The organism is Variovorax sp. YR566 (assembly GCF_051992195.1).
GTDB lineage: Bacteria > Pseudomonadota > Gammaproteobacteria > Burkholderiales > Burkholderiaceae_C > Variovorax.
On record NZ_CP197092.1, the window covers coordinates 870,603 to 894,946 of the forward strand.

The window sequence follows — 24,344 nt, forward strand, 5'->3', positions numbered from 1 at the left end:
GCGCCGGGGAACGCCGCGGAACCGGCTTTGCCGGGCCGCAGGTGTTGCCCCCGGCGAGGGGGGTGGCGAAGCGACACGAAGTGCGCGAAGCCTGGGGGAGTACCTAGTGCAGCACGCGGGAGACGGGGGCTCCGCCCACGTCCGCTTCAAGCACGAACATCGGAATCGGCACGTCGAAGCGCTCGCCTTCTTCCGTCACCACGAAATAGCTGCCATGCATCGTCCCGCTGGGCGCCTGCAGGCGGCAGCCGCTCGTGTAGCGGAAGGATTCGCCGGGCGCCAGCAGCGGCTGCTGGCCGATCACGCCGAGGCCCTTGACCTCCTGCGCATGGCCCGAGGCATCGTTGATGAGCCAGTGGCGGGCGATCAGCTGGGCAGCCACCGTCCCCGTGTTGGTGACGGTGACCGTGTACGAGAAGGTGTAGATGTTGTCCTTGGCCGACGACTGTTCGGCCAGGTAGCGCGGTTCGACTTGCACGCTGAAGGGGCTGTGTGACATGGGCGCGATGGTAACTGCAGGCCCTCTCCCCCCGCGTCCGTCGGGCGATGTCAGATCGTGTTGCCCTTCGGCGTGCTCTCGGGCGCTGCGGCCGGAACGGTCTGGAACAGCAGGTCGCGCAGCGCCGCGGTGGCCGCCGTGTCCGGGTCCCGGTCCGAGGTGCCGACCAGCACGATGCGCCAGACCTGGGTGCCGCTCTTCAGCAGCGTGGCGTCCACGTGCCGCGAGGCGTCCGCGGTCATCGCACCCTTCATCTGCAGGCCCAGGCGGCCCTTGACGTTGATGGGGCGCGCGCGTGCGTCCAGCTCCATCGACGGGCGCACCGCCATCGCCCAGATCCGCCGGTACTCGTCCAGGCTCACCTGCTCCATGCCGCCTTCCACGGCGAAGACCGCGACCACGGTGTCCGAGAAGAAGGTGTGAACCACGTCGCCGGTGGTGTTGGACTGCTCCCGGTATTGCCACCCGCGCGGGATGCTCGCGCGCAGCTTCGTGACGGGGTTCGTCCACTCGAAGCCGGCGTAGAAGCGCATGCTTCTTTGCGCCTCGCGCTGGTTGATGAAGACCACGCCGGCCACGAGGCCCGCCAGTGCGGTCACGGCCAGGCCCGTGCGCAACACGCCGGTTCCAGCCGCCTGCACCAGGTAGCGCTTTGCGTCGTAGGTGGCGGGGCGGCCCTCCTTCACCTCGAAGAACTGGCGGCCCATGGTGAACAGCGTGACGAAGGGAATGCCCAGGCCGAGGCCGGACAGGTACATCCACGCCACGCGTCCCAGGTACTGGAGGAAGGTTGGCCGCCCGCCGTCGCGCAGCCTGACCCGCACGCCGAACAGCAGCTTGCCCAGCGTCGTGCCGAACAGGCCGAAGACGATGGCTTCGAAGACCAGCGCCACGGGCAGGAAGATGATCCCGAGCGTCGGCGTGGACGACGGGTTCTCCATCCACAGGCCGAAGGCCGGCCAGATGCGGCCCACCACCGCGGCCATGAAGAAGCCGGCGGGCAGGCACATCGTCCAGACGTCGAAGAGACGGGCGAAAAAGCGGCGCCACGGGCCGGCCGCCGGCAGGCCGGGGTCACGCCTTTGCGGTGCTGGTGCCTCCAGGGGGCCGTCGGACAGCCACGGCTCCGGGTCGGGGCGCGCGGACTGCCGCGCGGGCATCGGGTGGTCCGGGGCTGCTTGCTCGTCGGGCAAAGGCGGCGCCTCGCGCACTGCGGCGGGCCCGAAGTCCGGCAGCAGCACGGGCTCCATGCGCATGCCGGGCAGCATCAGTTCCTCGACCTGGTGCAGGGGCTTCCAGGCCAGCCGCCCCGGACGCCAGACCAGCGTCTGCGCGTCGATGACACCCGTGCGAATGCGTTCATGGATCTGCGCGACCGACAACGGACCCTGCCTGTCTTCGCCCCGTGCGTACCACCAGCCCTCGTCCATGGAAGCTCCCCCGTCTTGTAGTGCCGCCCTCTGCGGGCCACACAAATGTATCGGGAAGTACTCCTTGCTCCAAGGACAGGCGGGCGGGGCTGAAGCGACAATCGGGGGCATGAGCACCCCGTTTCGCATCGCGCCCTCCATCCTGTCCGCCGACTTCGCGCACCTCGGCAAAGAACTGACCGACGTGATTGCGGCCGGCGCCGACTGGATCCATTTCGACGTGATGGACAACCATTACGTGCCGAACCTGACCTTCGGCCCGATGATCTGCCAGGCACTCAAGCCCTACGCCAAGACCGCCGACGGCACCCCGGTGCCCGTCGACGTGCACCTGATGATCCAGCCGGTCGACGCACTGGCGGCCTCTTTCGCGCAAGCGGGCGCCGACTACATCAGCTTCCACCCCGACGCCTCGCCCCACACGCACCGCAGCATCCAGGCCATCAAGGCCGCTGGCTGCAAGGCCGGGCTGGTGTTCAACCCGGGGCTGGGCCTGGAGGCGCTCGACTGGGCCATCGACGACATCGACCTGATCCTGATCATGAGCGTGAACCCCGGCTTCGGTGGCCAGAGCTTCATCGACTCGGCGCTGCGCAAGATCGAACTCGCGCGCAAGCGCATCGAGCAGAGCGGGCGCGACATCCGCCTCGAGGTGGACGGCGGCATCAAGGCCGACAACATCGCCCGCGTGGCCTCGGCCGGCGCGGACACCTTCGTGGCGGGCAGCGCCATCTTCAACGCCAAGGACTACGGCGCCGTCATCACCGACATGCGCAAGCAGCTGGCGGGCGTCGTCAGCGCTTGATCTTCCCGCTCTTGTAGACGCGGTTGGCCTCCAGCCCGCGGTCGGTATCGACCAAACCGCGCTCCACGTCTTCATGGGCCTGGCGGCCCACCTCGGTCGGACGGCCGTCCGGCGTCTGCTGGCTGTCGGACGACTGGTCGTGCTCGTGCGGCAGGCGCGGCGCCGATTCGCCGCCTTGCTCCACCTTCGTCTTGCCGCCGCCGGCATCCTTTTGAGGATCGGCCGGCGCGGTCTTGCTCTTGCTGCTCTTGCTCATGCGGGGCTCCTTCAATGAAGAACGAGCCTGTGTCGCGACTGCCGCCGGGGCGGTAGGACATGCAAGGCAGCCCCTGTAGGCGGGCGTGGGCCGCCATGTTGCTATGAAATAAGTAGCGCCTTTGCGCGCAGGGAAGGGGCTCCGCAATAATCCCCGGATGTCCTCCGATCCCTCAGATCCATTTGCCGGCATTGCCACCGACAGCCTGCGCATCCACGCCTTCGCCTCGCTGAACACGGGCCCCCGGTTGCTCGTGATGGGCGGCGTGCATGGCGACGAAGTCTCCGGTACCCTGGGCATCGAGCGCATCCTGGGCGAGTTCGAGGCCGGCACCCTGCAATTGCAGCGCGGCGAGCTGACCCTGGTGCCCGTCGCCAACCCGCTCGCACGGCGCCGCCTGCAGCGCGAGGGCGAGCGCAACCTCAACCGCCTGTTCCTCCCGACCGAGGCACCGGCCGACTACGAAGCCCGCGTGACCAACGTGCTGGCGCCGCTGATCGCGCGCCACGAAGTGCTGCTCGACCTGCATTCCTTCCAGAGCGAGGGCGAGGCCTTCGCCATGATCGGCCCGCGCGACAACACCGGCACGCTGGAGCCCTTCGCCCGTTCGTATGAAGAGGGCCAGCTCGCGCTGCACATCGGCACGCCCATCGTGGTGGAGGGCTGGCTCGACATCTACGCAGCCGGCCTCGCGCAACGCGCGGGTGGCACGCCGGCCGACGAGGCCGCGCTGGACTTCGGCCGCGGCACCAACGAATACATCCGCAGCCGCGGCGGCTACGGCGTCACGCTCGAATGCGGCCAGCACCTGGACCCGCAGGCACCCGAGGTGGCGTGGCGCGCCATCCGACGCACGCTCGCGCTGCTGGGCATGGCGGCGCTGCCCGAAGGGCTGTCGGGTGCGCCGGTGCAGCCTCCCAAGCTGCTGCGCCTGGCCAGCGTGACCGACCGCCTGCACGAGGAAGACAGCTTCGTGCGCGACTGGGCCACCTTCGACGAAGTGCAGCGCGGCGAGCCCATCGGCATGCGCCACGACGGCACGCTGTTGAGCGCGCCCGAAGACGGCTTCATCGTGTTCCCCAACGCGATGGCGCTGCCCGGCGCCGAGTGGTTCTATTTCGCGCGCCCGAGCGAGCGCCGGCTCGGGCCGGTGGCCGGCGCGGCCTGACGAAGCCTGACGCCGCGCTCCTACATCGCCCGCACATGGGCGGCGCACATTCCAAGACTGAAGGAGTGTGCCCATGCCAGTCTCGAAAAAAGCCCCCGCGCCGCGCGTCCTCTGGAAGGGCGCCATCAGCTTCGGCCTCGTCCACATCCCGGTGGCGCTCTATTCGGCCACCACCGACCACGGCATCGACTTCGACTGGCTCGACAAGCGGACCATGGACCCGGTCGGCTACAAGCGCATCAACAAGAAGACCGGCAAGGAGATAGCGCGCGAGCAGATCGTGAAGGGCGTCGAATACGAGGACGGCGAGTACGTGGTGATCAGCGACAAGGAGATCGCGGCCGCCTACCCCAAGACCACGCAGACCATCGAGATCGAGACTTTCGTGCCGGCCAACGGCATTCCCTTCGTGTATCTGGAGCGGCCGTACTACGTGGCGCCCATCAACCGCGGTGCCAAGGTGTACGCGCTGCTGCGCGAAACCCTGCAGCGCAGCGAGCGCGTGGGCGTGGCGCGTGTCGTCATCCAGACCAAGCAGCACCTCGCCGTGCTGGTGCCCGTCGGTCCCGGCCTCGTGCTGAACCTGCTGCGCTGGGGCGCCGACATCCGCCCGTGGACCGACCTGCCATTGCCCTCCGAAGACGCGAAGAAGGCAGGCCTGAGCGAGCGCGAGCTCAAGATGGCGAAGCAGCTGGTCGACGACATGAGCGCCGACTGGGATCCGAACGAATTCAAGGACGAGTTCAAGGACGAGATCCTGCGGCTGATCGACAAGAAGGTGAAGGCCGGCCAGACCGAGACCGTGACGCAGCCGGAGCCGGAAGAAGAGCAGTCCACCGAAGGCCGCGGCGCCAAGATCATCGACCTGACCGAGCTGCTGCAGCGCAGCCTGCGCGGCAAGGCGAAGGCTGCCGGCGAAGAAGAAGCTCCCCCACCCAAGGCCGCGGCGAAGAAGCGCAAGCCCGCCGCCAAGACAGCAGCGCGCAAGGCCCCGGTCCGACATCGCCGCGCCGCCTGACGCCGGCCTGCGCCATGGGCACCACCGCATCGACCGCGCGCAAGGCGCTGGCGCGCTACCACGGCAAGCGCGATTTCACCCGCACGCCGGAGCCCAAGGCCGGCGGCAGGAATGGCAAGGGCGTGCTGTCCTTCGTCATCCAGAAGCACCACGCGAGCCATCTGCACTACGACTTCAGGCTCGAACTCGACGGCACGCTCAAGAGCTGGGCCGTGCCGAAGGGGCCGTGCCTCGACCCGACCGTGAAGCGCATGGCCGTGCACGTCGAAGACCATCCGATCTCGTACGCCGGCTTCGAGGGCACGATCCCGCCGAAGCAGTACGGCGCGGGCACCGTCATCGTCTGGGACCGCGGCGACTGGCTGCCCGACGGCGATGCGCGCAAGGCGCTCGCGGTCGGCAAGCTCAAGTTCGAGCTGCGCGGCGAGAAGCTGCACGGCCACTGGACGCTGGTGCGCATGCACGGCAAGGGCGACGAGAAGCACGAGCCCTGGCTGCTCATCAAGGAGCGCGACGGCGATGCGCGTGCGCTCGACGACTACGACGTGCTCGAAGAACAACCGGCCAGCGTGATCACCGGGCGCGGCGTGGACGAGGTGGACCAGCCGCCGAAGAAAGTCGCAACGAAGAAGGCGCCCGCAAAGAAAGCCGCACTTCCCGCCACCTTCCAGCCACAGCTCGCCACTCTCGCGGCTTCGCCACCGCCGTCTCCCAACGACTGGCTCTACGAACTCAAGTTCGACGGCTACCGCCTGCTCGCGCGCATCGACAAGGGCAAGGTCCGCTGCTTCACCCGCAACGGCCATGACTGGACCGCGAAGCTGCCTGCGCTCGCCAAGGCCCTCGCGAAGCTGCCCACCGATTCGGCCTGGCTCGATGGCGAGATCACCGTCGACGGCGAAAACGGCGCACCCGACTTCCAGGCGCTGCAGAACGCCTTCGACAGCGGTGCGACGTCGTCCATCGTCTACTGGCTGTTCGACGCGCCTTTTCTCGATGGCGAAGACTTGCGCGACATGCCGGTCGAAGAGCGCCGCGCACGGCTCGCGCAGCTGCTCGGCAAGAAGCCGCCCGCGCTGCTGCGCCTGAGCGAAACCTTCGACGCCTCGCCGCGCGACTTGCTCGCGTCGTCGGCGCGCATCGGCTTCGAGGGCATCGTCGGCAAGCGCAGGGGCTCGCCTTACGTGTCGCGCCGCTCGCCCGACTGGATCAAGCTCAAGAACCAGCAGCGCCAGGAATTCGTGATCGGAGGCTACACCACGCCCAAGGGCACGCGCTCGGGCTTCGGCTCATTGCTGCTCGGCGTGCACGACGAGGCCACCGGGCGCCTTCGCTACTGCGGCAACGTCGGCACGGGCTTCGACGCCGACCGCCTCGCCGACATCAAGGCGAAGCTGGGCAGGCTGGCCACCGAAGACTGCCCGTTCACCCCCACGCCGCGCGGTATCAAGGCACAGTGGGTCAAGCCATCACTCGTGGCCGAAGTCTCGTTCGGCGAATGGACGCGCGAAGACCGCGTGCGCCAGGCCGTCTTTCAGGGCCTGCGCGCCGACAAGCCCGCGCGCGACATCCGCCGCGAGCGGCCGGAGGAAGGAAAGAGAAAGAGCACCCCCATGTCCCAGAAGATCACCCACGCCGACCGCGTGATCGACAAGCACAGCGGCATCACCAAGGGCGAGCTCGCGGCCTACTACGACGGCGTGGCCAAGCTCATGCTGCCGCACCTGCGCGGCCGGCCGGTGTCGCTGGTGCGCGCGCCCGAGGGCGTGGGCGGCGAGCTGTTCTTCCAGAAGCACGTGCAGAACCGCGAGATTCCCGGCGTGCGCCTGCTCGATCCCGCGCTCGACCCGGGCCACGAACCGCTGCTGCAGATCGACACGAAGCAGGGCCTGCTCGGCGCCGCGCAGATGAACGTCATCGAGCTGCACACCTGGAACGCCACCTCGCGCGCCATCGGCAAGCCCGACCGCATGACCTTCGACCTCGACCCCGGCGAAGGCGTGGCATGGCCGCAGATACAGGAGGCCGCGATGCTGGTGCGAACGCTGCTTGACGAGCTTGGCCTGCCCTCGTTCCTGAAGACCAGCGGCGGCAAGGGGCTGCACGTGGTCGTGCCGATACGGCGCCAGTACGACTGGGATGCCGTCAAGGGCTTCTCGCAGGCCGTGGTGGCGCATCTCGCGCAGACCATACCGGCGCGCTTCGTCGCCAAGAGCGGGCCGCGCAACCGCGTGGGCAAGGTCTTCGTCGACTACCTGCGCAATGGCTTCGGCGCGACCACCGTCAGCGCGTGGTCGGCGCGTTCGCGCCCGGGGCTGGGCGTGTCGGTGCCGCTTGCGTGGGAAGAGTTGCCCGAGCTCACAAGTGCTTCGCAGTGGACCGTCGCCAATGCGGCGCAGCGCTTCGAAACCGGCAACAAGCCCTGGGCCGCGATGGAGCGCAACCGCAAGGGGCTTGCTGCGGCGATGAAGCTGCTCGGCTACAAGCTGGAGTGATGCCCGCCGCCAGTCGAGAGTTGCGCGCGAAACTGCGAACCAGCCTCATCGAGGCCGTGCCAGCGTCGCCGCGAGCTCCCACAACGAACCCATCTGCCCCGAATGAAAGAGCAAAGGCGGCGTGTCGGTCCGCGAGAAGCGATCGACCCGGCCGAGGATGATCGTGTGATCGCCTTCCTGGTGGCGTGAATAGGTCGAGCACTCGAAGGTTGCCACGCTCTCGACAAGCCTGGGGCATTCGTTGGGTCCAACTTCGAATGCTTCGGCGTAGCGCTCGAACTTGTCCGCCGCGGGCTTGGCGAAATGCCAGGCCAGGTCGCGCTGCTCTGCGGTCAGCACGCTGAGGTTGAACGGCCGCGCCGCAAGGAATGCGTCGGCGCTGCGCGTGTCGTCGCGGATGCTCCACAGGATCAAGGGTGGATCCAGCGACACCGAGGCGAACGAGTTGATCGTCATGCCCTCGCGCTTGCCTTCAGGTGTCGTGGTCGTCACGAGGCACACCCCCGTGGGAAAGGCGCCAAGCGCCTGTCGCAGCTGGCGGGCATCGACCGTGTCGGCCGCGTCGCCCGTGATGAGAGCCCAGGAGTACATGGCCGATACCCCGATCAGTACTGGCCCTTCGGCTCGAGGCCGAGCAGGTATTGCCCCACCATCGAAGAAACTGCATCCCAGTTGAGGCTGATGTGGCGCGAGATGGCGTTCGTGTCCCGCCACATGCGCTGGATCGGCTGGTCGAGTGCCAGGCCTGCGCCTCCTACGCTGGCGAACACGGCTTCCACGGCATCGCGCGAGAGACGTGCGGCGAAGGCGTGGTCGCGCCGGTTGCGAATCCGTTGCTGGATGCTGATGACATGGCCATCGGCTGCCATCTGCTCTACCTGCGCGGTGTCGCGATAAAGGAGAAGCCGCGCTGCATCGACGCTCGCCGACGCTTCAGCCAGGCGAGACTGCACCGGGAAGAACTCGCTCAGCCTGCTTCCGCCTCCCGCAACAGCCCCTCGCGTGACGCGCGAACCGGCCAGCCCGATCAGTTCGTCCACCGCGCCTTGGGCCGTGCCGATGATCGGCGACACGAGGCATACCGGCACCGCCGACAGAAAGGGGATGCGGTAGATCGGGTTCGTGTTGACGGCGGCGCCGGGAGGGTTGTTGGAGGAAGCCTGCGCAAACGTCAGCTTGCGGTGCCCCGGAATGAATGTCGGCTTGTCGATGACGATCGCCTTGGATCCTGTTCCGGCCTGGCCCGCCACGTGCCAGTTGTCCTCGATCGACCAATCCGATCGGGGTGCGAGCAGAAAGCCGGCCGTTGGCGCAGCGCCCTTTTCTTCCGGCGGAAACTGAACGCCCAGCAGTGCCCACTGGGAGTTGTCCACGTTGGACGCGAAAAGCCATTTGCCGTGCACGAGGTAGCCGCCGTCGACCTTCTCGGCCATCGTCGCCGGTGCATACGAGCCGCACACGATTGCGCTGGGGTCCTCGCGCCAGACGTCGTCCTGCGCCTGCTCGGGGAAGGTCGCGACCAGCCATTGATGGATGGCGCCCAGCGAGCAGCCCCACGCCGACGAGGTGCAGCCTCGTGCCAGTTCGCTGACCACGTCGATGAAGGCGGTAAAGCCGTACTCGAACCCGCCGTAGCGCGCCGGCTGCATCAGCTTGAAGAAGCCCGCGTCATGGAACGCACGCGTCGTCTCTTCCGAAACGCGGCGATCCTGTTCGGTGCGTTGAGCCCGGGCGCGCAGCACCGGCACCAATTCGCTTGCGGATGCAACTATTTTTTCGATCGAAGGGGCGCCCATCACAGGCGACTTTCGGCCTGGCGCAGGGATGTCGACGTGATTGAGTTGAGCGAGCGGGTTCGTTGCGGCATCAGTCATGGGTGTCTCCAAAGGATGTGTGGCTCTGCGATCAGAGGGTTCAATTGGAGCGAATAACATTTGCAAATGCAATCAATATTGGCTCGGGGTTTACGCTATATCGGTGATGTTTTTCGCTTGTAAGATGGCCCATGACCAAGAGAAAGCTGGCAGTAGCCGCCCCCGTAAAGCAGCGCAAGACAAGCCCCGAAGCGCTCCCGGAATTGATTGCACAAGCAGATAAATCTGTGAATCACGATCTGGAACGGGCCATCCCTTACTTGCTTGCACGTGCGGGAACCCGCATGGGCCAGTCGTTCAGCAGGGAGCTCAAGCAGTTCAACCTTTCGCTGACCGAGTGGCGGATCTGCGTCGCGCTGCACCATCAGCCCCATCAGCGCCTCTCCGACCTGGCGTTGCACACATCGACCGAGCCTTCCACGCTCTCGCGAACTGTCGACGGCCTGCTTCAACGCGGTGTGGTGGTGCGCGATCGATCCGACGAGGATGCGCGGGCCCTTGCGCTCGCACTGACCGAGGCAGGGCGCGACCTCGCGTTGCGGATCATTCCGCTGGCCCAGTTGTACGAGCGGGTGTCGCTGTCAGGACTGAGCTTCGCGCAGGCCGAGTCGCTTCGGGACATGCTCCGGATGGTCTACGACAACCTGGCCGTGCTGGACAACGAATGACGGCTCGATAAACGGCCGGAGACGACGCGGTGAACATCAACTCCATTGATCTGAATCTCTTCCTGGTCTTTCAGGCGATCTACGCCACGCGCAGCGTGACGCTCGCGGGTGATCGGCTCGGCATGACGCAGTCGGCGGTGAGCAACGCCCTCAAGCGCATGCGCGAGCGTTTCAGCGACACGCTGTTCGTGCGCTCGGCGGATGGGATGGTCCCCACGCCCGTCGCCGAACGCCTCATCGCCCCGATCGAGGAGGGAATCGCCTGCCTGGTGCAGGCGGTCGATCAAGGCAGAACCTTCGATGCGCAGACATCGGGCCGCACGTTCAGGATTGCCGTCAACGACATCGGGCAACTGGTCATGATGCCCGAGCTGCTCATGGTCGCTCGCGCTGCTGCACCCGGGGTTCGCTTCGAAACAGTGGACGTCTCCATGGCCGACGCCCGGCAGCGGATGCTCCATGGACAAATCGACATAGCGCTCGGCAGCTGGGAGCCGATGGGGCCGTCGTTCTACCAGCAGCGACTGTTCGACGAATCATTCGTCGTGCTGATGTCGAAGACTTCGCCGTTGGGCACACCCGCAAGCATCGAACTCGACGACTACCTCGCGGCGGAACACATTGCGTACCGGCCTCAGGGAACGACCGACTCGCAATTGCAGCAGACCCTGGATCGGGCGGGTGCACTCGATCGTCGGCGGGTCGTCCTTACGGCCGCCCACTCGCTGGGCCTGTCGTCGATCGTCGCCGCATCGGGCCTGCTGCTGACTGCGCCGGCCCGTCTCGCCAGGGCGATGGTGGCTTCACGCGCGGATCTGCATATCGTCGATGCGCCGTTCGAGGTCACGCCATTCGAAATACGACAGCAGTGGCACGAGCGATTTCATCAGGACAGCGGAAATCGCTGGCTGCGCGAACTGATATTCGGCCTCTTCCATGAGCGATCACGCCGCGATCCACAGGTGTAGACGTCGTACGGTGCGCCTGGATTGGCCTGCCGTCGCGGTGCCGGAAATGGCGTTGACAGACCCTAGTCGTTCCTGGAGTCGTTCAACACGAAGTCGTATTCGAGCGTGTAGAAAGGAACGTCCATGCAGGTGCCATCCGGCGCGACGCCGGGCTCATTGCGCTTCCACTCGGCGATGAGTGAGGTGCGCACGCCGAATACCGCGTCGGAGTCGAGATAGCGACCTTCTGCGCGAAACACATGGGTGATGAGCGTCTCGTACCCCGGCGCCCGGATCATGAAGTGCAGGTGTGCCGGACGCCACGGGTGGCGGCCGAGCTTTTCCAGCATCTGCCCCACCGGGCCGTCGTGAGGAATCGGATAGGGAACGGCCACGATCGATCGGAACCGGTAGCTGCCGTCCCCGAGGCTGCTCAGATGGCCTCGACCTTGCGCATGCTCCAGCTCCGGACGCTGAACGTCGTACCAGCCTTCGTCGTCGGACTGCCAGACGTCGATGCGCGCATCGGCAATCGGCTCGCCGTCGATCCCGCGGACCGTTCCGCCAACGAAGCAAGGTTCACCGCTCGCGCCATTGGCGATGTCGTCGCCGTTCCTGTACGCCGGCGCGTCGGGTACGTAGAAGGGGCCGAAGACCGTCGCCTCGGTGCATCCGGCAGGGCGCCGGTTGCACTGTGCGGTGACGAGCGTCGAAAGCCCCAGCACATCGGACAGCAGGATGAACTCCTGCCTCTTGTCGTCGGTGATGCTTCCTGCGCGCGTGAGGAAGTCGATGCCATGGGACCACTCGGCTTCGGTGAGCTGCACCTCGCGTGCGAAGTCATGAAGGTGGCGCACCAGGCTGTCCATCACGGTCTTCAGGCGCGCATTGGAAGTTGCACCGTGCGCTTTCCGGACTGCGCTGGTGATGGTCCATTCGTCGATGTCGATCATTAGGTCCCGTGCCTGCCCGGGTGAATCAGGACTGCTTCAGCTTGAACAGCGACAGCGCGTTCGTCCGGCCGATCTTCGTCCGATCGGCCTCGCTGATGCTCGCGTCGTTGAACCAGTTTGACGCGTGATCCACGTTCTCGAAAGGCCAGTCGGTCGAGAACAGGATCCGGTCCGACCCGATTTCCAGCATCGCATCGATCAGCGTCTGGGTGCGGAAGTTGCCGGAGGTCGTGAGATAGAAGTTTTCCTGGAAGTATTCGCACAGCTTGCGCTTGGCCGGATAGCCCTTGGGCGCCTTGACCCAGGCATTGCGGTGGTCGACTCTCCACATGTTGTAGGGCAGGCCTTCGCCCAGATGGCCGAGGATGATCTTGAGACCGGGATGGCGATCGAAGAGGCCGCTGGCCATGAGGCGCAGGGCGTGGACGGCGGTTTCCTGTGCAAAGGCCCACGTAGGGCCGAGCAGCCACGGGTGGCCTTCGTAGATCTGCGCTCCGCTCGCGAGCGGGTTGCGCGGATGCAGGTAGAACGGCGCGTCGAGCCGCTGCGCCGCCTCCCAGAAAGGGGCGTACTGCGGCGCGTCATAGTAGGTGGCGTTGTCGGTCGTGCCGATCTGCGAGAAGCCGTTGACCAGGGCGCCGCGGAAACCCAGCTCGGTCATGCACCGCTCGAGTTCCTGGGTGGCCCTTTCGGGGTCCTGCATGGGCAGGGCTGCGAACGCCTGGAAGCGGTCGGGCCGTCGCGCCACCTGCTCCGCCAGAAAATCGTTCGCGCGGATCGCGAGCTCGCAGGCTTTCTTCGGATCGGGCACCGCCTGCACGGCAGGTGCATTCAGCGAGAGGATCATCATTTCCATGCCGTGCTCATCCATCTGGCGCAAGCGCCCTTCGTGAATGTCTAGGAGGCGGCTGCTGAGCTCCCGCCAGTAGTCTCCCGGCACGAAGCCGGCTGAATCCCGAAGCGTCTCGGGAATCGCAAAGTGTTCCTCGAGGCCGATCTTGCCTTGCATGACCATCTCCTTTGTGCGCGCGGGCTCTGCCGTTGCTTGGGTTCCTGGCAGCGCCACGTTGGCGTTCGCCTGGCTGCTGAATCTATGCAGGCGCCGGGATGTGGTCCAACGAATATCGGTGATAGCGCGCATTCGCCAGGCGCATGAAAGAGCGGGCAGGGCACCGCGACAGTCCGATCCATGGGTAGACCCTCCCCAGAATTTCCAGGATTGATAGGGAACATCCGAAAAATGCGTTGGACCCACCACTGCGAGGCGACCATCATTCAGCCCGTCGCGGAACAACCCTCGCCGTGAGATCTATTCAGTCGGAGACAAGAGCCATGCGCCAAATCGATCTTCACAAGCTGGCCGACGATGCCCGCTTCAACCGCTTTCACGGGCGCGTGCTTTTCTGGTGCGCGCTGATCATTGTGTTCGACGGCTACGACCTGTCGGTCGTCGGCATTGCGCTGCCTTCGATCATGGCGAAGATGGGCGTCGACGCGACCAACGCCGGATTCATGGTGAGCTCGGCGCTCTTCGGAATGATGTTCGGGGCCATCTTCCTCGGGACCATTGCCGACAAGATAGGCCGTCGCTGGGCGATCGCCATCTGCATTGGCCTGTTCAGCGTTTTCACGGCCGCAGCCGGCCTCGCCGACGACCCTGTCACCTTCGGTGCAATGCGCTTCCTCGCCGGGCTCGGCATCGGAGGCGTGATGCCGAATGTGGTCGCGCAGATGACCGAATACTCACCCAGGAAGATTCGCGCGACCCTGGTCACCCTGATGTTCAGTGGTTACGCAGTTGGCGGAATCATTGCAGCGCTTCTGGGCAAGGGGCTCATCGAAACCTACGGCTGGCAATCGGTGTTTTTCGCGGCGGGCCTGCCGGTCCTCCTGATTCCCGTCATCCTGAAGTCAGTTCCGGAATCGATGCCATTCCTGCTCGCCAAGGGCCGCAGCGACGAGCTGAAGGAAATAGCCTCCAGGCTCGATCCCGGCTATCGGCCGCAGGCGACGGACCGATTCGTCGTGCCGGCGCAAGACAAGGCCGACAGCGCGCCGATCAGGCACCTTTTTCGCGAAGGCCGCGGCTTCAGCACCGTGATGTTCTGGATTGCGTTCTTCATGTGCCTGTTCATGGTTTTCGCGCTGAGTTCGTGGCTGACGAAGCTCATGGCCAGTGCCGGCTACAGCCTGGGCTCGGCGCTGACGTTCGTGCTGGTGCTGAACGCGGGAGCCATGGTTGGCGCAATCGGCGGCGGCTGGCTCGCCGACAGGTTCCACATCAAGTACGTGCTCGCGGCAATGTATGCGCTTGCCGCGGTCTCGCTGACGCTGCTTGGGTTCAAGATGCCGACACCTGCGTTGTTCGTCCTTGTCGGACTGGCTGGTGCATCGACGATCGGCACGCAGATCGTCGCCAACGCCTATACCGGGCAGTTCTATCCGATGGCGTTCCGCTCCACCGGTCTCGGGTGGGCATTGGGTGTGGGCCGCAGCGGTGCGATCCTCGCGCCGATCCTGATCGGCGTGCTTGTCGGCATGAGCCTGCCGCTGCACCAGAACTTCATTGCGATCGCCATTCCGGCTGTCATCGGCATGATTGCCGTGCTGTTCATCAATCATGAACGGTCTGCGTCGATGCAGCACGCCAACGCAAGTTCGGAATTGAACCAGGCTCCCGCGAGCATGCCGGCAGTGCGTGGAAGTTGAGCTTGCCAGGCCAGCCGTCCACAGGCGCACCATCCGGATGGTGCTGTTCGGGTGCGCGTCAGCCAGCGCCCACCAGCTCCCAGTGATTCGCCAGGTGCATGAGATGAGCGCGCGTGTACTCGGATTTGCCCAGTGCACCGTAGGCGAAGTGCGGTGCGAGTACTCCGCTGTGTCGTTCGAAACGATTCAATGCGTCCATCAGGTGCTCCACCGCAGCATTCAGCGGCTGGCCTGAAGCAATTGTGGGCGCGCCGGGTACCGGCTCTTCCAATCCATGGCTCATCTTGCCGCGCGCCGAGAACACGGCAAATGCCATGGCGCCCAACGAGGCGCGAAACCAGGCAGGCTTCAGCTGTGGAAAGCCATCCAGGGAATATTCGATGCTTTGCGCCGCGTGGTGCAGCACATGGGCGAGATCCCAGCCTGAGCGGGTATGCAGCGGTGCCTCGCGAAGGCGCTCGAGCGTGCGCATGGTGTGAGAAAGGTCGGAAAAATCATCCATGGCAATCGGCTGGTCGGAGTGAGTGGCGACGTATCCGAGACCTGCGACGGCAGATCCCGCCAGCAGCACACCGCCAGCCAGCAGAGCGCGTCGGGAACGCGAGACGGGGCGGACATTCGCGAGGTCGGTATTCATGTGGAGCCGGATGCTATGCATCGGGTCGCACCGAGACTGTCAAATTTTTGACGATCTCTGATTTCGGTTTCTCGCGCCACGGTTTGCAGAGTCCGGCCTGGCCCCGATCGATTCGTGCTGCACGCGCCGCAGGTTGATGCTCACTGCAGCACTTCCTCGGTAGTCACCTCGAAGCGCTGCAGCGTGTTCGCGCCGAACACCATCGTGATCGGCACGTCCGCCGCGTCGCGCCCGCGCGCGATCACCACTCGGCCGATGCGCGGCGTGTTGTGCCGCGCGTCGAAGGTGTGCCAGCGGTTGCCCAGGTACACCTCGAACCACGCGCTGAAGTCCATCGGAAAGCGCACCGGCGGAATGCCGATGTCGCCGAGGTAGCCCGTGACGTAGCGCGCCGGTATGTTCATGCAGCGGCACAGCGTGATTGCAAGGTGCGCGAAGTCGCGGCACACGCCCGTGCGCTCGCGAAAACCCTCCAAAGCGGTGCGCGTGGCCCGTGCATTCTGGTAGTCGAAGCGCAGATGCCGGTGCACGAAGTCGCAGATTGCCTGCACGCGCGACCAGCCCGGCGCCACGTTCGAGAAGTTGGCCCAGGCGAACTGCAGCAGTTCGCCGTCGACCTCGCAATAGCGGCTGGGCAGCACGAAAGGCAGCGTCTCCACCGGCAGGTCGGCCGCCGCATGCTCGCTGGCGCTGAAGTCCACCGGGTCGGGCCAGCCTGTGTCGAACACCACCGCGTGGTTGCGCAAACGCACGCTGCTCACCCCGACAGGAACGTGCACGCGCGCGCAGCTGTTGCCGAAGCTGTCCTGGTAGTGGTCGGTGGCCAGCGGCGGGCTGAGGGTGATGTTCTCGCCGCCTTGCAGGTCCTGGGCACGCGACGGGTGCACCTGCAGCATGTAGATCACCGCCGTGGGGGCGGTGACGCCGAGTTCGATGTCGAAGCCGATCCTGATCTGCATGGGGTTCTTTCTTCCCTGAGGGGATCCGGGCGGTGCGGCCGGTGCGCGAGGCAGTGCGATGAATGACAAGCACGATCAGTGCCGTCCCGTGGGCCCATGCTATGCGACGAATCTTTCAGGCTCCACAGCCAGTACCCGCGAAGCAGCGTAGGCGGGTGCGATGCGCTGTCGGTGCGCTCCTACCTTGCACGCACTCTTTCTCCCACAGACGGGGGAGGGCGGCCACTACGGGTCGCGCGCGGTGCGAAACATAACCTTGCAATTCGCTTGCATCCCTGGAGGGACCTATGGAGTTTTCATCGTTTTTCGACACGCTCGCCAGCACCTGGGGCGACGAAATCCTCGTGTGGGCCGTTGCCGCCGTGGCAGGCTGCATATGCCTCGTCGCCGTGGTCAACGTGCTCGACATGTTCCTCGACAGCAACAACGAAACAGGCTGAGTGCCCACCCCATGAAAGATTCCAGCAGATCCACGATGACGCCACAGAACAAGGCCGCCGCAGGCCGCCGCGCCAGCGCCACCAAGGCGAGCGACGGCAGCAACGCCAAGCAGCAGCAACTCGAAGGCTTCACCGTCGAGCATCCGACGACCCTCACCACCAACCAGGGTCTGCAGATACCGGACAACCACAACTCGCTGAAAGCGGGTGTGCGCGGCCCCACGCTGCTGGAAGACTTCATCCTGCGCGAGAAGATCACGCACTTCGACCACGAGCGCATTCCCGAGCGCGCCGTGCACGCGCGCGGCTCGGCGGCGCACGGCTACTTCCAGGTCTACAAGTCGATGTCGCAGTTCACCTGCGCCGACTTTCTCCAGGACCCGGACCAGAAGACGCCCGTTTTCGTGCGCTTCTCGACCGTGGCCGGCTCGCGCGGATCCGCCGATACGGTGCGCGACGTGCGCGGCTTCGCCGTCAAGTTCTATACCCGCGAGGGCAACTACGACCTCGTGGGCAACAACATTCCGGTGTTCTTCATCCAGGACGCGATGAAGTTCCCCGACCTCATCCATGCCGTGAAGCCCGAGCCGCACCACGAGATGCCGCAGGCCGCGAGCGCGCACGACACCTTCTGGGACTTCGCCTCGCTCATGCCCGAGAGCACCCACATGCTGATGTGGGCCATGAGCGACCGCGCCATTCCGCGCAGCCTGCGCATGATGGAAGGCTTCGGCGTTCATACCTTCCGCTTCGTCAACAGCCGCGGCGAGAGTCACTTCGTGAAGTTCCACTGGAAGCCCAAGCTCGGTATTCATGGCCTGGCATGGGACGAGGCGCAGAAGATCGCGGGTAAAGACGCCGACTTTCATCGCCGTGACCTGTGGGAAGCCATCGAGAACGGCGACTTCCCCGAATGGGAACTCGGCGTACAGATGATTCCGCAGGACAAGGAACACTCGCTCGGCTTCGATCTGCTCGACCCCACCAAGCTGATTCCCGAAGAGATGGTGCCCGTGCAGAAGATCGGCAAGCTGGTGCTCAACCGTAACCCCGACAACTTCTTCGCCGAGACCGAGCAGGTGGCCTTCCATCCGGGCCACGTGGTGCCCGGCATCGACTTCAGCAACGACCCGCTGCTGCAGGGCCGCCTGTTCTCGTACACCGACACGCAGATCTCGCGGCTGGGCGGCGCCAACTTCCACGAGCTGCCGATCAACAAGGGCGTGTGCCCGTTCCACAACTTCCAGCGCGACGGCATGCACAGGCAGACCATCGCGCGCGGCCAGGTGGCCTACGAGCCCAACACGCTGGGCAGCGGCACGGAGTTTCGCGTGGACGGCGGCCAGCACGGCTTCCAGTCTTTCCCCGAAGAGATCGATCCGCCCAAGGTGCGCCGCCGCAGCCCGTCGTTCGACGACCACTTCACGCAGGCGCGCCTGTTCTTCAACAGCCAGAGTGCGGCCGAGAAGGAGCACATCGTCGCGGCCTTCCGCTTCGAGCTGTCGAAGCTCGAAGTGCCCGCCATCCGCCAGCGCATGGTCGACAACCTCGCGCACGTGGACGAGAAGCTCGCGCGCCGCGTGGCGGAGCCGCTGGGCATCGGCGAGCCCGATGCCAAAGCGGCTGCAGGCCGCGCTGGCTTTCGCGACCACCGCATCGAATTGCCCATCGACGAATCGCCCGCGCTCAGCATGGCCGACACCGGAGACGGTTCGATCCGCACGCGCAAGATCGCGATCCTCGTGGCCGATGGTGTCGACTCGGCTTCGCTGAAGCCGATACGCGATGCGCTCGAACAGGCTGGCGCGCAATGCAAGGTCGTCGGGCCGCGTCTGGGCACCGTGGCCAGCGCGTCGAAGCGGCAGATCGAAGTCGACATGACGTTCGCGAACACGCCGTCGGTGATGTTCGATGCGGTGCTGGTGCCAGCCGGCGGCGAAAGCGTCGCTGCATTGGCGGGCATTGGCGATGCGGTGCACTTCGTGCTGGAGGCCTACAAGCACTGCAAGGCGATCTGCACGGTGGGCGAGGGCGTGCAGCTGCTCTCGACACTGGGCATTGCCGCCGACTCCGATGCTCCAGCAGGCGTGATCGTGGCTGCCACGCCGGTCACCAACCTGGGCGATGCGACTGCCGCAACGCTGATCGCGCATGACTTCATCGCCGCCATCGCGAAGCATCGCCATTGGGATCGCGTGAACATCGACGCGGTACCGGCCTAGCAAGCTTTTGACGTACCTGTCTGCAGGCCGCAATGCGGCCTGCAGCGCGTGGCGCGTCGCGCCAACGCAGGCAATCACCTATGACGAATCCGGGTTTCTCGGGGGCTACACACATGGTCCATATAAACGCGCGCTGTCTGCTCGCTGTTCCCCCTTCATTCAAAGAAACCCACATGACTCATCTCGCGCTGAGGCCAACCTGGCAGTTCAAAGCTCTGGCACTGACACTGGTCCTTGCGCTGACCGCCTGCGGCGGCGGTGGTGGCGGCGGGATCTCTTTTCCGGTGATCCCGGCGCCTCCTGCAGGCACCACGCCGCCGCCGCTTGTGGAGCAGCCACCGCCCACATGTACTGCCGCCGTTCCGGCCAATGCGCCGGTCACGGCCATCTCATCCGTTCAAGGTACGGGCGACACGAGTCCTCTGGCAACGCAACCCGTGACCGTGCGTGGCGTGGTCGTCGGTGACTTCCAGAACACCGGCACCACGACCGTGAAGCTGAATGGATTCTTCATGCAGCAGCTCGTGCCCGATGCCGATCCGCTGACCTCGGAAGGCGTCTTTGTCTATGCACCGAACAGCGCCACCCGTGTGACCGTTGGCGATTTCGTTCAGGTCTCCGGTGTGGTGACCGAGTTCGGCCAGACCGCGGGCGCCGATGCAAAGCCCGACAGCCTCACGCAGATTGCGGGCACGACAGCGGACCCACTGGCCATCAGCGTCTGCGCTTCCGGCATTGCCATCAGCCCGACACAGATCACGCTGCCGGTGGCCAACGAATCAACGCTGGAGCGCTACGAAGGCATGCTGGTCGAAATTGCGCAGCCCCTGGCCGTGACGGAACTGTTCGAGCTGGGCCGCTATGGCCAGATGGTGCTGGCACTGAACGGGCGGCAGTTCAACGCCACCAACGGCAACGCGGCGGCAACCCATGCGCAGAACCTGCTTTCGCGCATCGTGCTGGACGATGGCTCCTCGCGCCAGAACCCGAACCCCATTCCGTACCTGAGTGCAGCAGGCACCGACGGCACCCGACGCATCGGCGATACGACGCAGAAAGTCACCGGCATCCTGAGCCACAACTTTGCGGCCTATCGCATCCAGCCAACGGTGGCGCCCGTGTTCGCGCAGGCCAATCCGCGCTCGCCGACCGCACCGGTGGTCAGCGGCCCGCTCAAGGTGGCCAGCTTCAACGTGCTCAACTACTTCACCACGTTCGTGAACGGAGAAACCTCATCGGGCCAGACCGGCCAGGGTTGCTCGTTCGGCACCGGTCCCGCATCCGCGGCCAACTGCCGCGGCGCGAACAACCTGAACGAGTTCCAGCGGCAGCGGGCCAAGATCGTGGCCGCCATCGCAGGCCTCGATGCCGACGTGGTGGGCCTGATGGAAATCCAGAACTCCGACGTGGCAACGAACGACCTGCTGGCGGCCCTCAACGCCAAGGTCGGCCCGAACACCTATGCCGCCGTCAACAGCGGCGTGTTCGGCACGGATGCCATCAAAGTGGACATCCTGTACAAGCCCGCGAAAGTCCAGCGCGTGGGCAACGCCGTTCTTCCGACGGGCACGGACCTGGCCGACTACACCGCTGCAAGCGGACGCCCGCCACTGGCCCAGCGATTCAGCGCCGTGGGCAACAACGGCGGCTTCTGGTTCGTGGTCAACCACCTGAAGAGCAAGGGCAGCTGCCCGACCACGGGCGACATCGACCAGGGGCAGGGCTGCTTCAACCTGGCGCGTACCCAGCAGGCGAACGCACTGAACAGCTTCGTCGCCAAGCTCAAGGCCATGGACGAGGACGAGACCGACGTACTGATGATGGGCGACTTCAACAGCTACCTGCTGGAAGACCCGACCAAGGTGCTCGAAGCCGCCGGCAACGAAAGCCTGCTCAAGCGCATGCCCGCCGACAACCGGTACACCTATGTCTTCGGCGGCGAAACCGGCGCACTCGACCATGCCTATGCATCGTCTTCGCTGGGCTCGCAGGTCAGCGGCGTGAGCGTGTGGCACATCAACGCCGACGAGCCCACCGCGCTGGACTACAACACCGACTTCACGACCGACGACCGCTATGCGCCCACGCCCTTCCGGGCATCTGACCATGACCCTGTGCTTGTCGCCCTGACCCTGGCGGCCGATGCCGCGGTGACGCAACCCATCGTCAGTGCGTCGGTCCCGACGGCCGCGAAGGTCGGGGAAACCTACAGCGTGAACATCTTCGAAGCCACACCCGGCGGCGCGACCACGCTGACTTCTCTTGCAGTCGATTGGGGAGACGGCAGCGCCGCCACGACAGCACCTGGCACCGGCACGGTGACGCATACCTACGCGGCCGCGGGCACCTACAACGTGGTGACCACGCTGACCAACTCCGCCGGCCAGACCGCAACGCAATCGAGCAGCGTGAACGTGAGCGCGGTGGTCGTGGTTGTACCGCCCGGACCGCCGGATCTGTTCTTCAGCGAATACGTGGAAGGCACGGCGAGCAACAAGGCGATCGAGATCTACAACCCGACCGCGTCGGCGGTGGACCTGAGCCTGTATACCGTCAGGCTGTATTCCAACGGCACGGCCACGCCGCCAACCAACTCCCAGGTGCTTTCCGGCTCCTTGCCGCCTGGTGGCGTGCTGGTGCTGGCGAACGCCAGTGCGGCGGCTGCCTTCAAGCCCGCAGGCACATTCACCAGCGGCGTAGTCAACTTCAATGGCGACGATGCCCTGACGCTGGAAAAGTCGGGCGTGGTCATCGATCGCTTCGGTCAAGTCGGCTTTGACCCTGGAGCCGAATGGACCGTCGGCGGAGTCGGTACACTGAACCGGACCCTGCGTCGCAAGCCCGACATCAAGGCGGGGGATCGCAACCCGGGCCTTGCTTTCGATCCGTCGGTGCAATGGATCGGTTTGCCGGAGGACACCTCCGACGGCCTGGGCGCGCACACGGTAAATTGACCTGGCGCAAGCCCCCCCTTAGTCCTTTAGCGCTAGACCGTATTGAGAATAGGCGCGGCAGGAGGCCGCTCCTAGACTTTCCCCACGAGGCCTGAACGGCGCGCACTTCCGCGGCGTCGAGCATCCGCAGCAGCGGATGCATGGGCCGCGCGCGGGGGTTCAATGGCGTGGTTTTCAAGATGGGGATGGGAGCGCCCTGCACGTCATCGTGCGGGCTTCGCAGGTGCGCTCGGTCTGGCTGGCATTCTTCTCCTGGGCTACGGCTCTTTGGCATCGGCGCAGCAGGCGACGAGCGCCGAAGCCGCGGCCAGCAAGATGGAGCAGGCCCGACTGGCCGACACCGACACCTTGCTGGCATTGACCAGCGAAGGCGCTGTTCTCTATGGGCAGGACGCGGTCAAGCTCTCGGGCTACCAGTACTGCAGCCAGGCCGTTGCGCTGGCCGAGGCCGGCGAGTTTCGCCAGAGCGTGCGCGCCGCGAGCAAGGCGCTGCACCTGGCCAACGCCACGAACGACCCGAACCTGATGGCCATGGCCAATCGCGACCTGGCCATCGTCTACAGCTACTCGGGCCAGCTCGAAAAAGCCGAAGAGTTCGCACGCGAAGCGCTCAGGCACCAGGCGCGCGACCCCAAGCTGGTGGTCGGCCCCGTGCAGAAGGTGATTGGCGATGTGCGCACGCGCCGCGGCGATTTCTCCGGCGCGGTTCTCAGCTATGACGAAGCTCTGGCCAACAGCTCGCAGCGCTATGCGCCGCTGGTGCAGGCCTCGCTGGTCAACGCGTTGATCGAATCGGGCGACCCCGCACGGGCACGCGAAGTGCTCGGCACCATGGCGCTGCCGAAGGACGCACCGCTCACCGCGCAGCTCGACCGCACCCGTGCCCGCCTGCTGCTGGCCGAGAACAAGCCGGCCGAGGCGCGCGACATGTACCGCGCGCTCACGGCGCGCCAGGTCGGCGCGGACACCGAGTACTACCGCCTCTGGGCCTGGGACGGCGTGGCGCGCAGCGAACTCGCGCTGGGCCAGAAGCAGGCCGCGGCCGAGGCCGTGGGCCGCGCGCTGGGCGACGTCGACAAGGTGCGCGCCAAGTTCCGCAGCGAAGAATTCAAGATGGGCCTGTTCTCGGACCTGCAGACGGTGTTCGAACGCGGCGTGGCCATCTACAGCGACGCGGGCGATGCGCGGGCCGCATTCGAGGTGAGCGAGCACAGCCGCTCGCGCGCGCTGCTCGACGCGGTGCGCGGCCGCGCGAAGATCAACGAGCAGGCCGCCAACACCGTCGACCTTGCCGCGCTGCAGCGCACGCTGGCGCCCGACGAACGCGTGGTGCAGTTCCACTCGCTGCCCGACCGGCTCGTGGTGTGGGTCGTGAGCTCCAGCAACATCACCGAGAAGTCGGTGGCGGTGAAGCGCGACGAGCTCAACGAGCTGGTCGAGACTTTCCGCAACTCCATCGTGCGCGGCCGCCGCACCGCCATCACCAACGCCGACAAGCTGGGCACCGCGCTGCTCGGGCCGCTCGGCCTGGCACCGGGGCAGCGGCTGATCGTGGTGCCGCACGGGCCTTTGCACTACCTGCCGTTCCAGGCGCTGCGGCTCGACGGCCGCTACGTCATCGAGACGCATCCTGTGGCGGTGGCGCCGTCGATCAGCATCGCGGTGCAGCTCGCGCAGCGCACGCCGCGCGTGAACGCATCGCTCACCGCCTTCGGCAATCCGCGCATCGAGGACAAGTACGACCTGCCCGGCGCCGAGACCGAAGTGAAGCAGCTCGCGCAGCTGTTCCCGCGCAACACCGTGTACATGGGCGCGGCCGCCACCAAGACGCAGTTCCGCGACGTGGCCTCGCGCTCGCCGCTGATGCACGTGGCGGCGCATGCCGAGGCGGACGCGGTCGACCCGCTGTACTCGCGCATCCTGCTGGCCAACGAAGGCGGCAAGCAGAATTTTCTGGAGGCGCACGAGATCCTCGAGCTGCCGATGGACGGCACCGCGCTGGTCACGCTGTCGGCCTGCGAATCGGGGCTGGGGCGCATCGCGCAGGGCGACGAGGTGCTGGGCTTCACGCGCTCGTTTCTCTCGGCTGGAAGCTCCAGCCTGATCGCCTCGCTGTGGCCGGTGTCCGACGACGCGACCGCGGTGCTCATGAGCACGCTCTACGGCGAGCTGGCCAAGGGACGCGACATCCAGAAGGCCATGCAGGCCGGGCAACTCGCTGTATTGAAGGACCCAAAGATGTCCCATCCCTTCTTCTGGGCGCCGTTCAATTTGATCGGTAACTGGCGCCTGACGGTGGGGAGCTGAGCC

The 24,344-nt window shown here is 65.8% G+C and carries 20 protein-coding genes; 11 read left to right on the plus strand and 9 right to left on the minus strand.

The window, feature by feature from the left end; all coding sequences use genetic code 11:
- Nucleotides 1–103: 103 nt before the first annotated feature.
- Together apaG and ACTG4X_RS04100 are read right to left on the minus strand one after the other, a co-directional pair.
- The gene (apaG, locus tag ACTG4X_RS04095) at nucleotides 104–499 is read right to left on the minus strand and encodes a Co2+/Mg2+ efflux protein ApaG (RefSeq protein WP_093054165.1); all 396 of its coding nucleotides are present in this window, start codon (nucleotides 497–499) and stop codon (nucleotides 104–106) included.
- Nucleotides 500–549: 50 nt separating this feature from the next.
- Complete coding sequence (locus ACTG4X_RS04100; RefSeq protein WP_440533269.1) at nucleotides 550–1,929, minus strand: GYF domain-containing protein; 1,380 nt, start codon at nucleotides 1,927–1,929, stop codon at nucleotides 550–552.
- A gap of 109 nt (nucleotides 1,930–2,038) precedes the next feature.
- Between ACTG4X_RS04100 and rpe the strand changes: the two genes are divergently transcribed.
- Nucleotides 2,039–2,734 carry a ribulose-phosphate 3-epimerase gene (rpe, locus tag ACTG4X_RS04105; RefSeq protein ID WP_093054169.1) on the plus strand — a complete coding sequence of 232 codons (696 nt, stop codon included), beginning with the start codon at nucleotides 2,039–2,041 and terminating at the stop codon, nucleotides 2,732–2,734.
- Here the strand turns inward: rpe and ACTG4X_RS04110 are convergent.
- Nucleotides 2,724–2,990, minus strand: a complete 267-nt coding sequence (locus ACTG4X_RS04110) for a hypothetical protein (protein ID WP_093077045.1) — start codon at nucleotides 2,988–2,990, stop codon at nucleotides 2,724–2,726. The two genes, rpe and ACTG4X_RS04110, sit on opposite strands and share 11 nt — an antisense overlap.
- 157 nt (nucleotides 2,991–3,147) lie before the next feature.
- Between ACTG4X_RS04110 and ACTG4X_RS04115 the strand changes: the two genes are divergently transcribed.
- The 3 genes from ACTG4X_RS04115 to ligD all read left to right on the plus strand — a co-directional run bounded on the left by ACTG4X_RS04115 (nucleotide 3,148) and on the right by ligD (nucleotide 7,671).
- Nucleotides 3,148–4,158: a succinylglutamate desuccinylase/aspartoacylase family protein gene (locus ACTG4X_RS04115; RefSeq protein WP_440533270.1), complete on the plus strand. Its 1,011-nt coding sequence runs from the start codon at nucleotides 3,148–3,150 to the stop codon at nucleotides 4,156–4,158.
- A gap of 73 nt (nucleotides 4,159–4,231) precedes the next feature.
- Nucleotides 4,232–5,176: a non-homologous end joining protein Ku gene (ku, locus tag ACTG4X_RS04120; protein ID WP_093077048.1), complete on the plus strand. Its 945-nt coding sequence runs from the start codon at nucleotides 4,232–4,234 to the stop codon at nucleotides 5,174–5,176.
- 14 nt (nucleotides 5,177–5,190) lie between these two features.
- Complete coding sequence (gene ligD / locus ACTG4X_RS04125) at nucleotides 5,191–7,671, plus strand: DNA ligase D (protein WP_440533271.1); 2,481 nt, start codon at nucleotides 5,191–5,193, stop codon at nucleotides 7,669–7,671.
- Between the two features lie 45 nt (nucleotides 7,672–7,716).
- Here ligD and ACTG4X_RS04130 read toward each other — a convergent pair whose 3' ends face one another.
- Nucleotides 7,717–8,262, minus strand: a complete 546-nt coding sequence (locus ACTG4X_RS04130; protein WP_440533272.1) for a flavin reductase family protein — start codon at nucleotides 8,260–8,262, stop codon at nucleotides 7,717–7,719.
- Between the two features lie 14 nt (nucleotides 8,263–8,276).
- Entirely contained in the window at nucleotides 8,277–9,545 is a 1,269-nt protein-coding gene (locus ACTG4X_RS04135) for an acyl-CoA dehydrogenase family protein (RefSeq protein WP_097200413.1), read from the minus strand.
- Between the two features lie 131 nt (nucleotides 9,546–9,676).
- Here ACTG4X_RS04135 and ACTG4X_RS04140 point away from each other — a divergent pair, with 131 nt between their 5' ends.
- On the plus strand, nucleotides 9,677–10,213 hold the full coding sequence (locus tag ACTG4X_RS04140) for a MarR family winged helix-turn-helix transcriptional regulator (RefSeq protein ID WP_097200412.1): 537 nt from the start codon (nucleotides 9,677–9,679) through the stop codon (nucleotides 10,211–10,213).
- A gap of 29 nt (nucleotides 10,214–10,242) precedes the next feature.
- Entirely contained in the window at nucleotides 10,243–11,181 is a 939-nt protein-coding gene (locus ACTG4X_RS04145; RefSeq protein WP_093175101.1) for a LysR family transcriptional regulator, read from the plus strand.
- 62 nt (nucleotides 11,182–11,243) lie between these two features.
- Here ACTG4X_RS04145 and ACTG4X_RS04150 read toward each other — a convergent pair whose 3' ends face one another.
- A complete protein-coding gene (locus tag ACTG4X_RS04150; protein ID WP_097200411.1) occupies nucleotides 11,244–12,113 on the minus strand; it encodes an intradiol ring-cleavage dioxygenase in 870 nt (289 codons plus the stop codon).
- Between the two features lie 25 nt (nucleotides 12,114–12,138).
- Nucleotides 12,139–13,122, minus strand: a complete 984-nt coding sequence (locus ACTG4X_RS04155; RefSeq protein ID WP_440533273.1) for an amidohydrolase family protein — start codon at nucleotides 13,120–13,122, stop codon at nucleotides 12,139–12,141.
- 323 nt (nucleotides 13,123–13,445) lie between these two features.
- On the opposite strand from ACTG4X_RS04155, the gene ACTG4X_RS04160 reads away from it, so the two are divergent.
- The gene (locus tag ACTG4X_RS04160) at nucleotides 13,446–14,822 is read left to right on the plus strand and encodes an MFS transporter (RefSeq protein ID WP_440533274.1); all 1,377 of its coding nucleotides are present in this window, start codon (nucleotides 13,446–13,448) and stop codon (nucleotides 14,820–14,822) included.
- 58 nt (nucleotides 14,823–14,880) lie between these two features.
- On the opposite strand, the gene ACTG4X_RS04165 is transcribed toward ACTG4X_RS04160, so the two are convergent.
- Both ACTG4X_RS04165 and ACTG4X_RS04170 read right to left on the minus strand, forming a co-directional pair.
- Nucleotides 14,881–15,459 (minus strand): DUF1569 domain-containing protein, encoded by a 579-nt coding sequence (locus ACTG4X_RS04165; protein WP_440533275.1) that lies wholly within the window; start codon nucleotides 15,457–15,459, stop codon nucleotides 14,881–14,883.
- A 140-nt stretch (nucleotides 15,460–15,599) separates the two neighbouring features.
- Nucleotides 15,600–16,418 carry a transglutaminase-like domain-containing protein gene (locus ACTG4X_RS04170; protein WP_093054192.1) on the minus strand — a complete coding sequence of 273 codons (819 nt, stop codon included), beginning with the start codon at nucleotides 16,416–16,418 and terminating at the stop codon, nucleotides 15,600–15,602.
- Nucleotides 16,419–16,705: 287 nt separating this feature from the next.
- On the opposite strand from ACTG4X_RS04170, the gene ACTG4X_RS04175 reads away from it, so the two are divergent.
- From ACTG4X_RS04175 to ACTG4X_RS04190, 4 genes are all read left to right on the plus strand, one after another.
- Entirely contained in the window at nucleotides 16,706–16,858 is a 153-nt protein-coding gene (locus ACTG4X_RS04175) for a hypothetical protein (RefSeq protein ID WP_179830500.1), read from the plus strand.
- A 35-nt stretch (nucleotides 16,859–16,893) separates the two neighbouring features.
- A complete protein-coding gene (katE, locus tag ACTG4X_RS04180) occupies nucleotides 16,894–19,080 on the plus strand; it encodes a catalase HPII (protein WP_440533276.1) in 2,187 nt (728 codons plus the stop codon).
- A 173-nt stretch (nucleotides 19,081–19,253) separates the two neighbouring features.
- Nucleotides 19,254–22,034, plus strand: a complete 2,781-nt coding sequence (locus tag ACTG4X_RS04185; RefSeq protein WP_440533277.1) for an ExeM/NucH family extracellular endonuclease — start codon at nucleotides 19,254–19,256, stop codon at nucleotides 22,032–22,034.
- Between the two features lie 267 nt (nucleotides 22,035–22,301).
- Nucleotides 22,302–24,341 (plus strand): CHAT domain-containing protein, encoded by a 2,040-nt coding sequence (locus ACTG4X_RS04190; protein ID WP_257015027.1) that lies wholly within the window; start codon nucleotides 22,302–22,304, stop codon nucleotides 24,339–24,341.
- Nucleotides 24,342–24,344 lie beyond the last annotated feature (3 nt).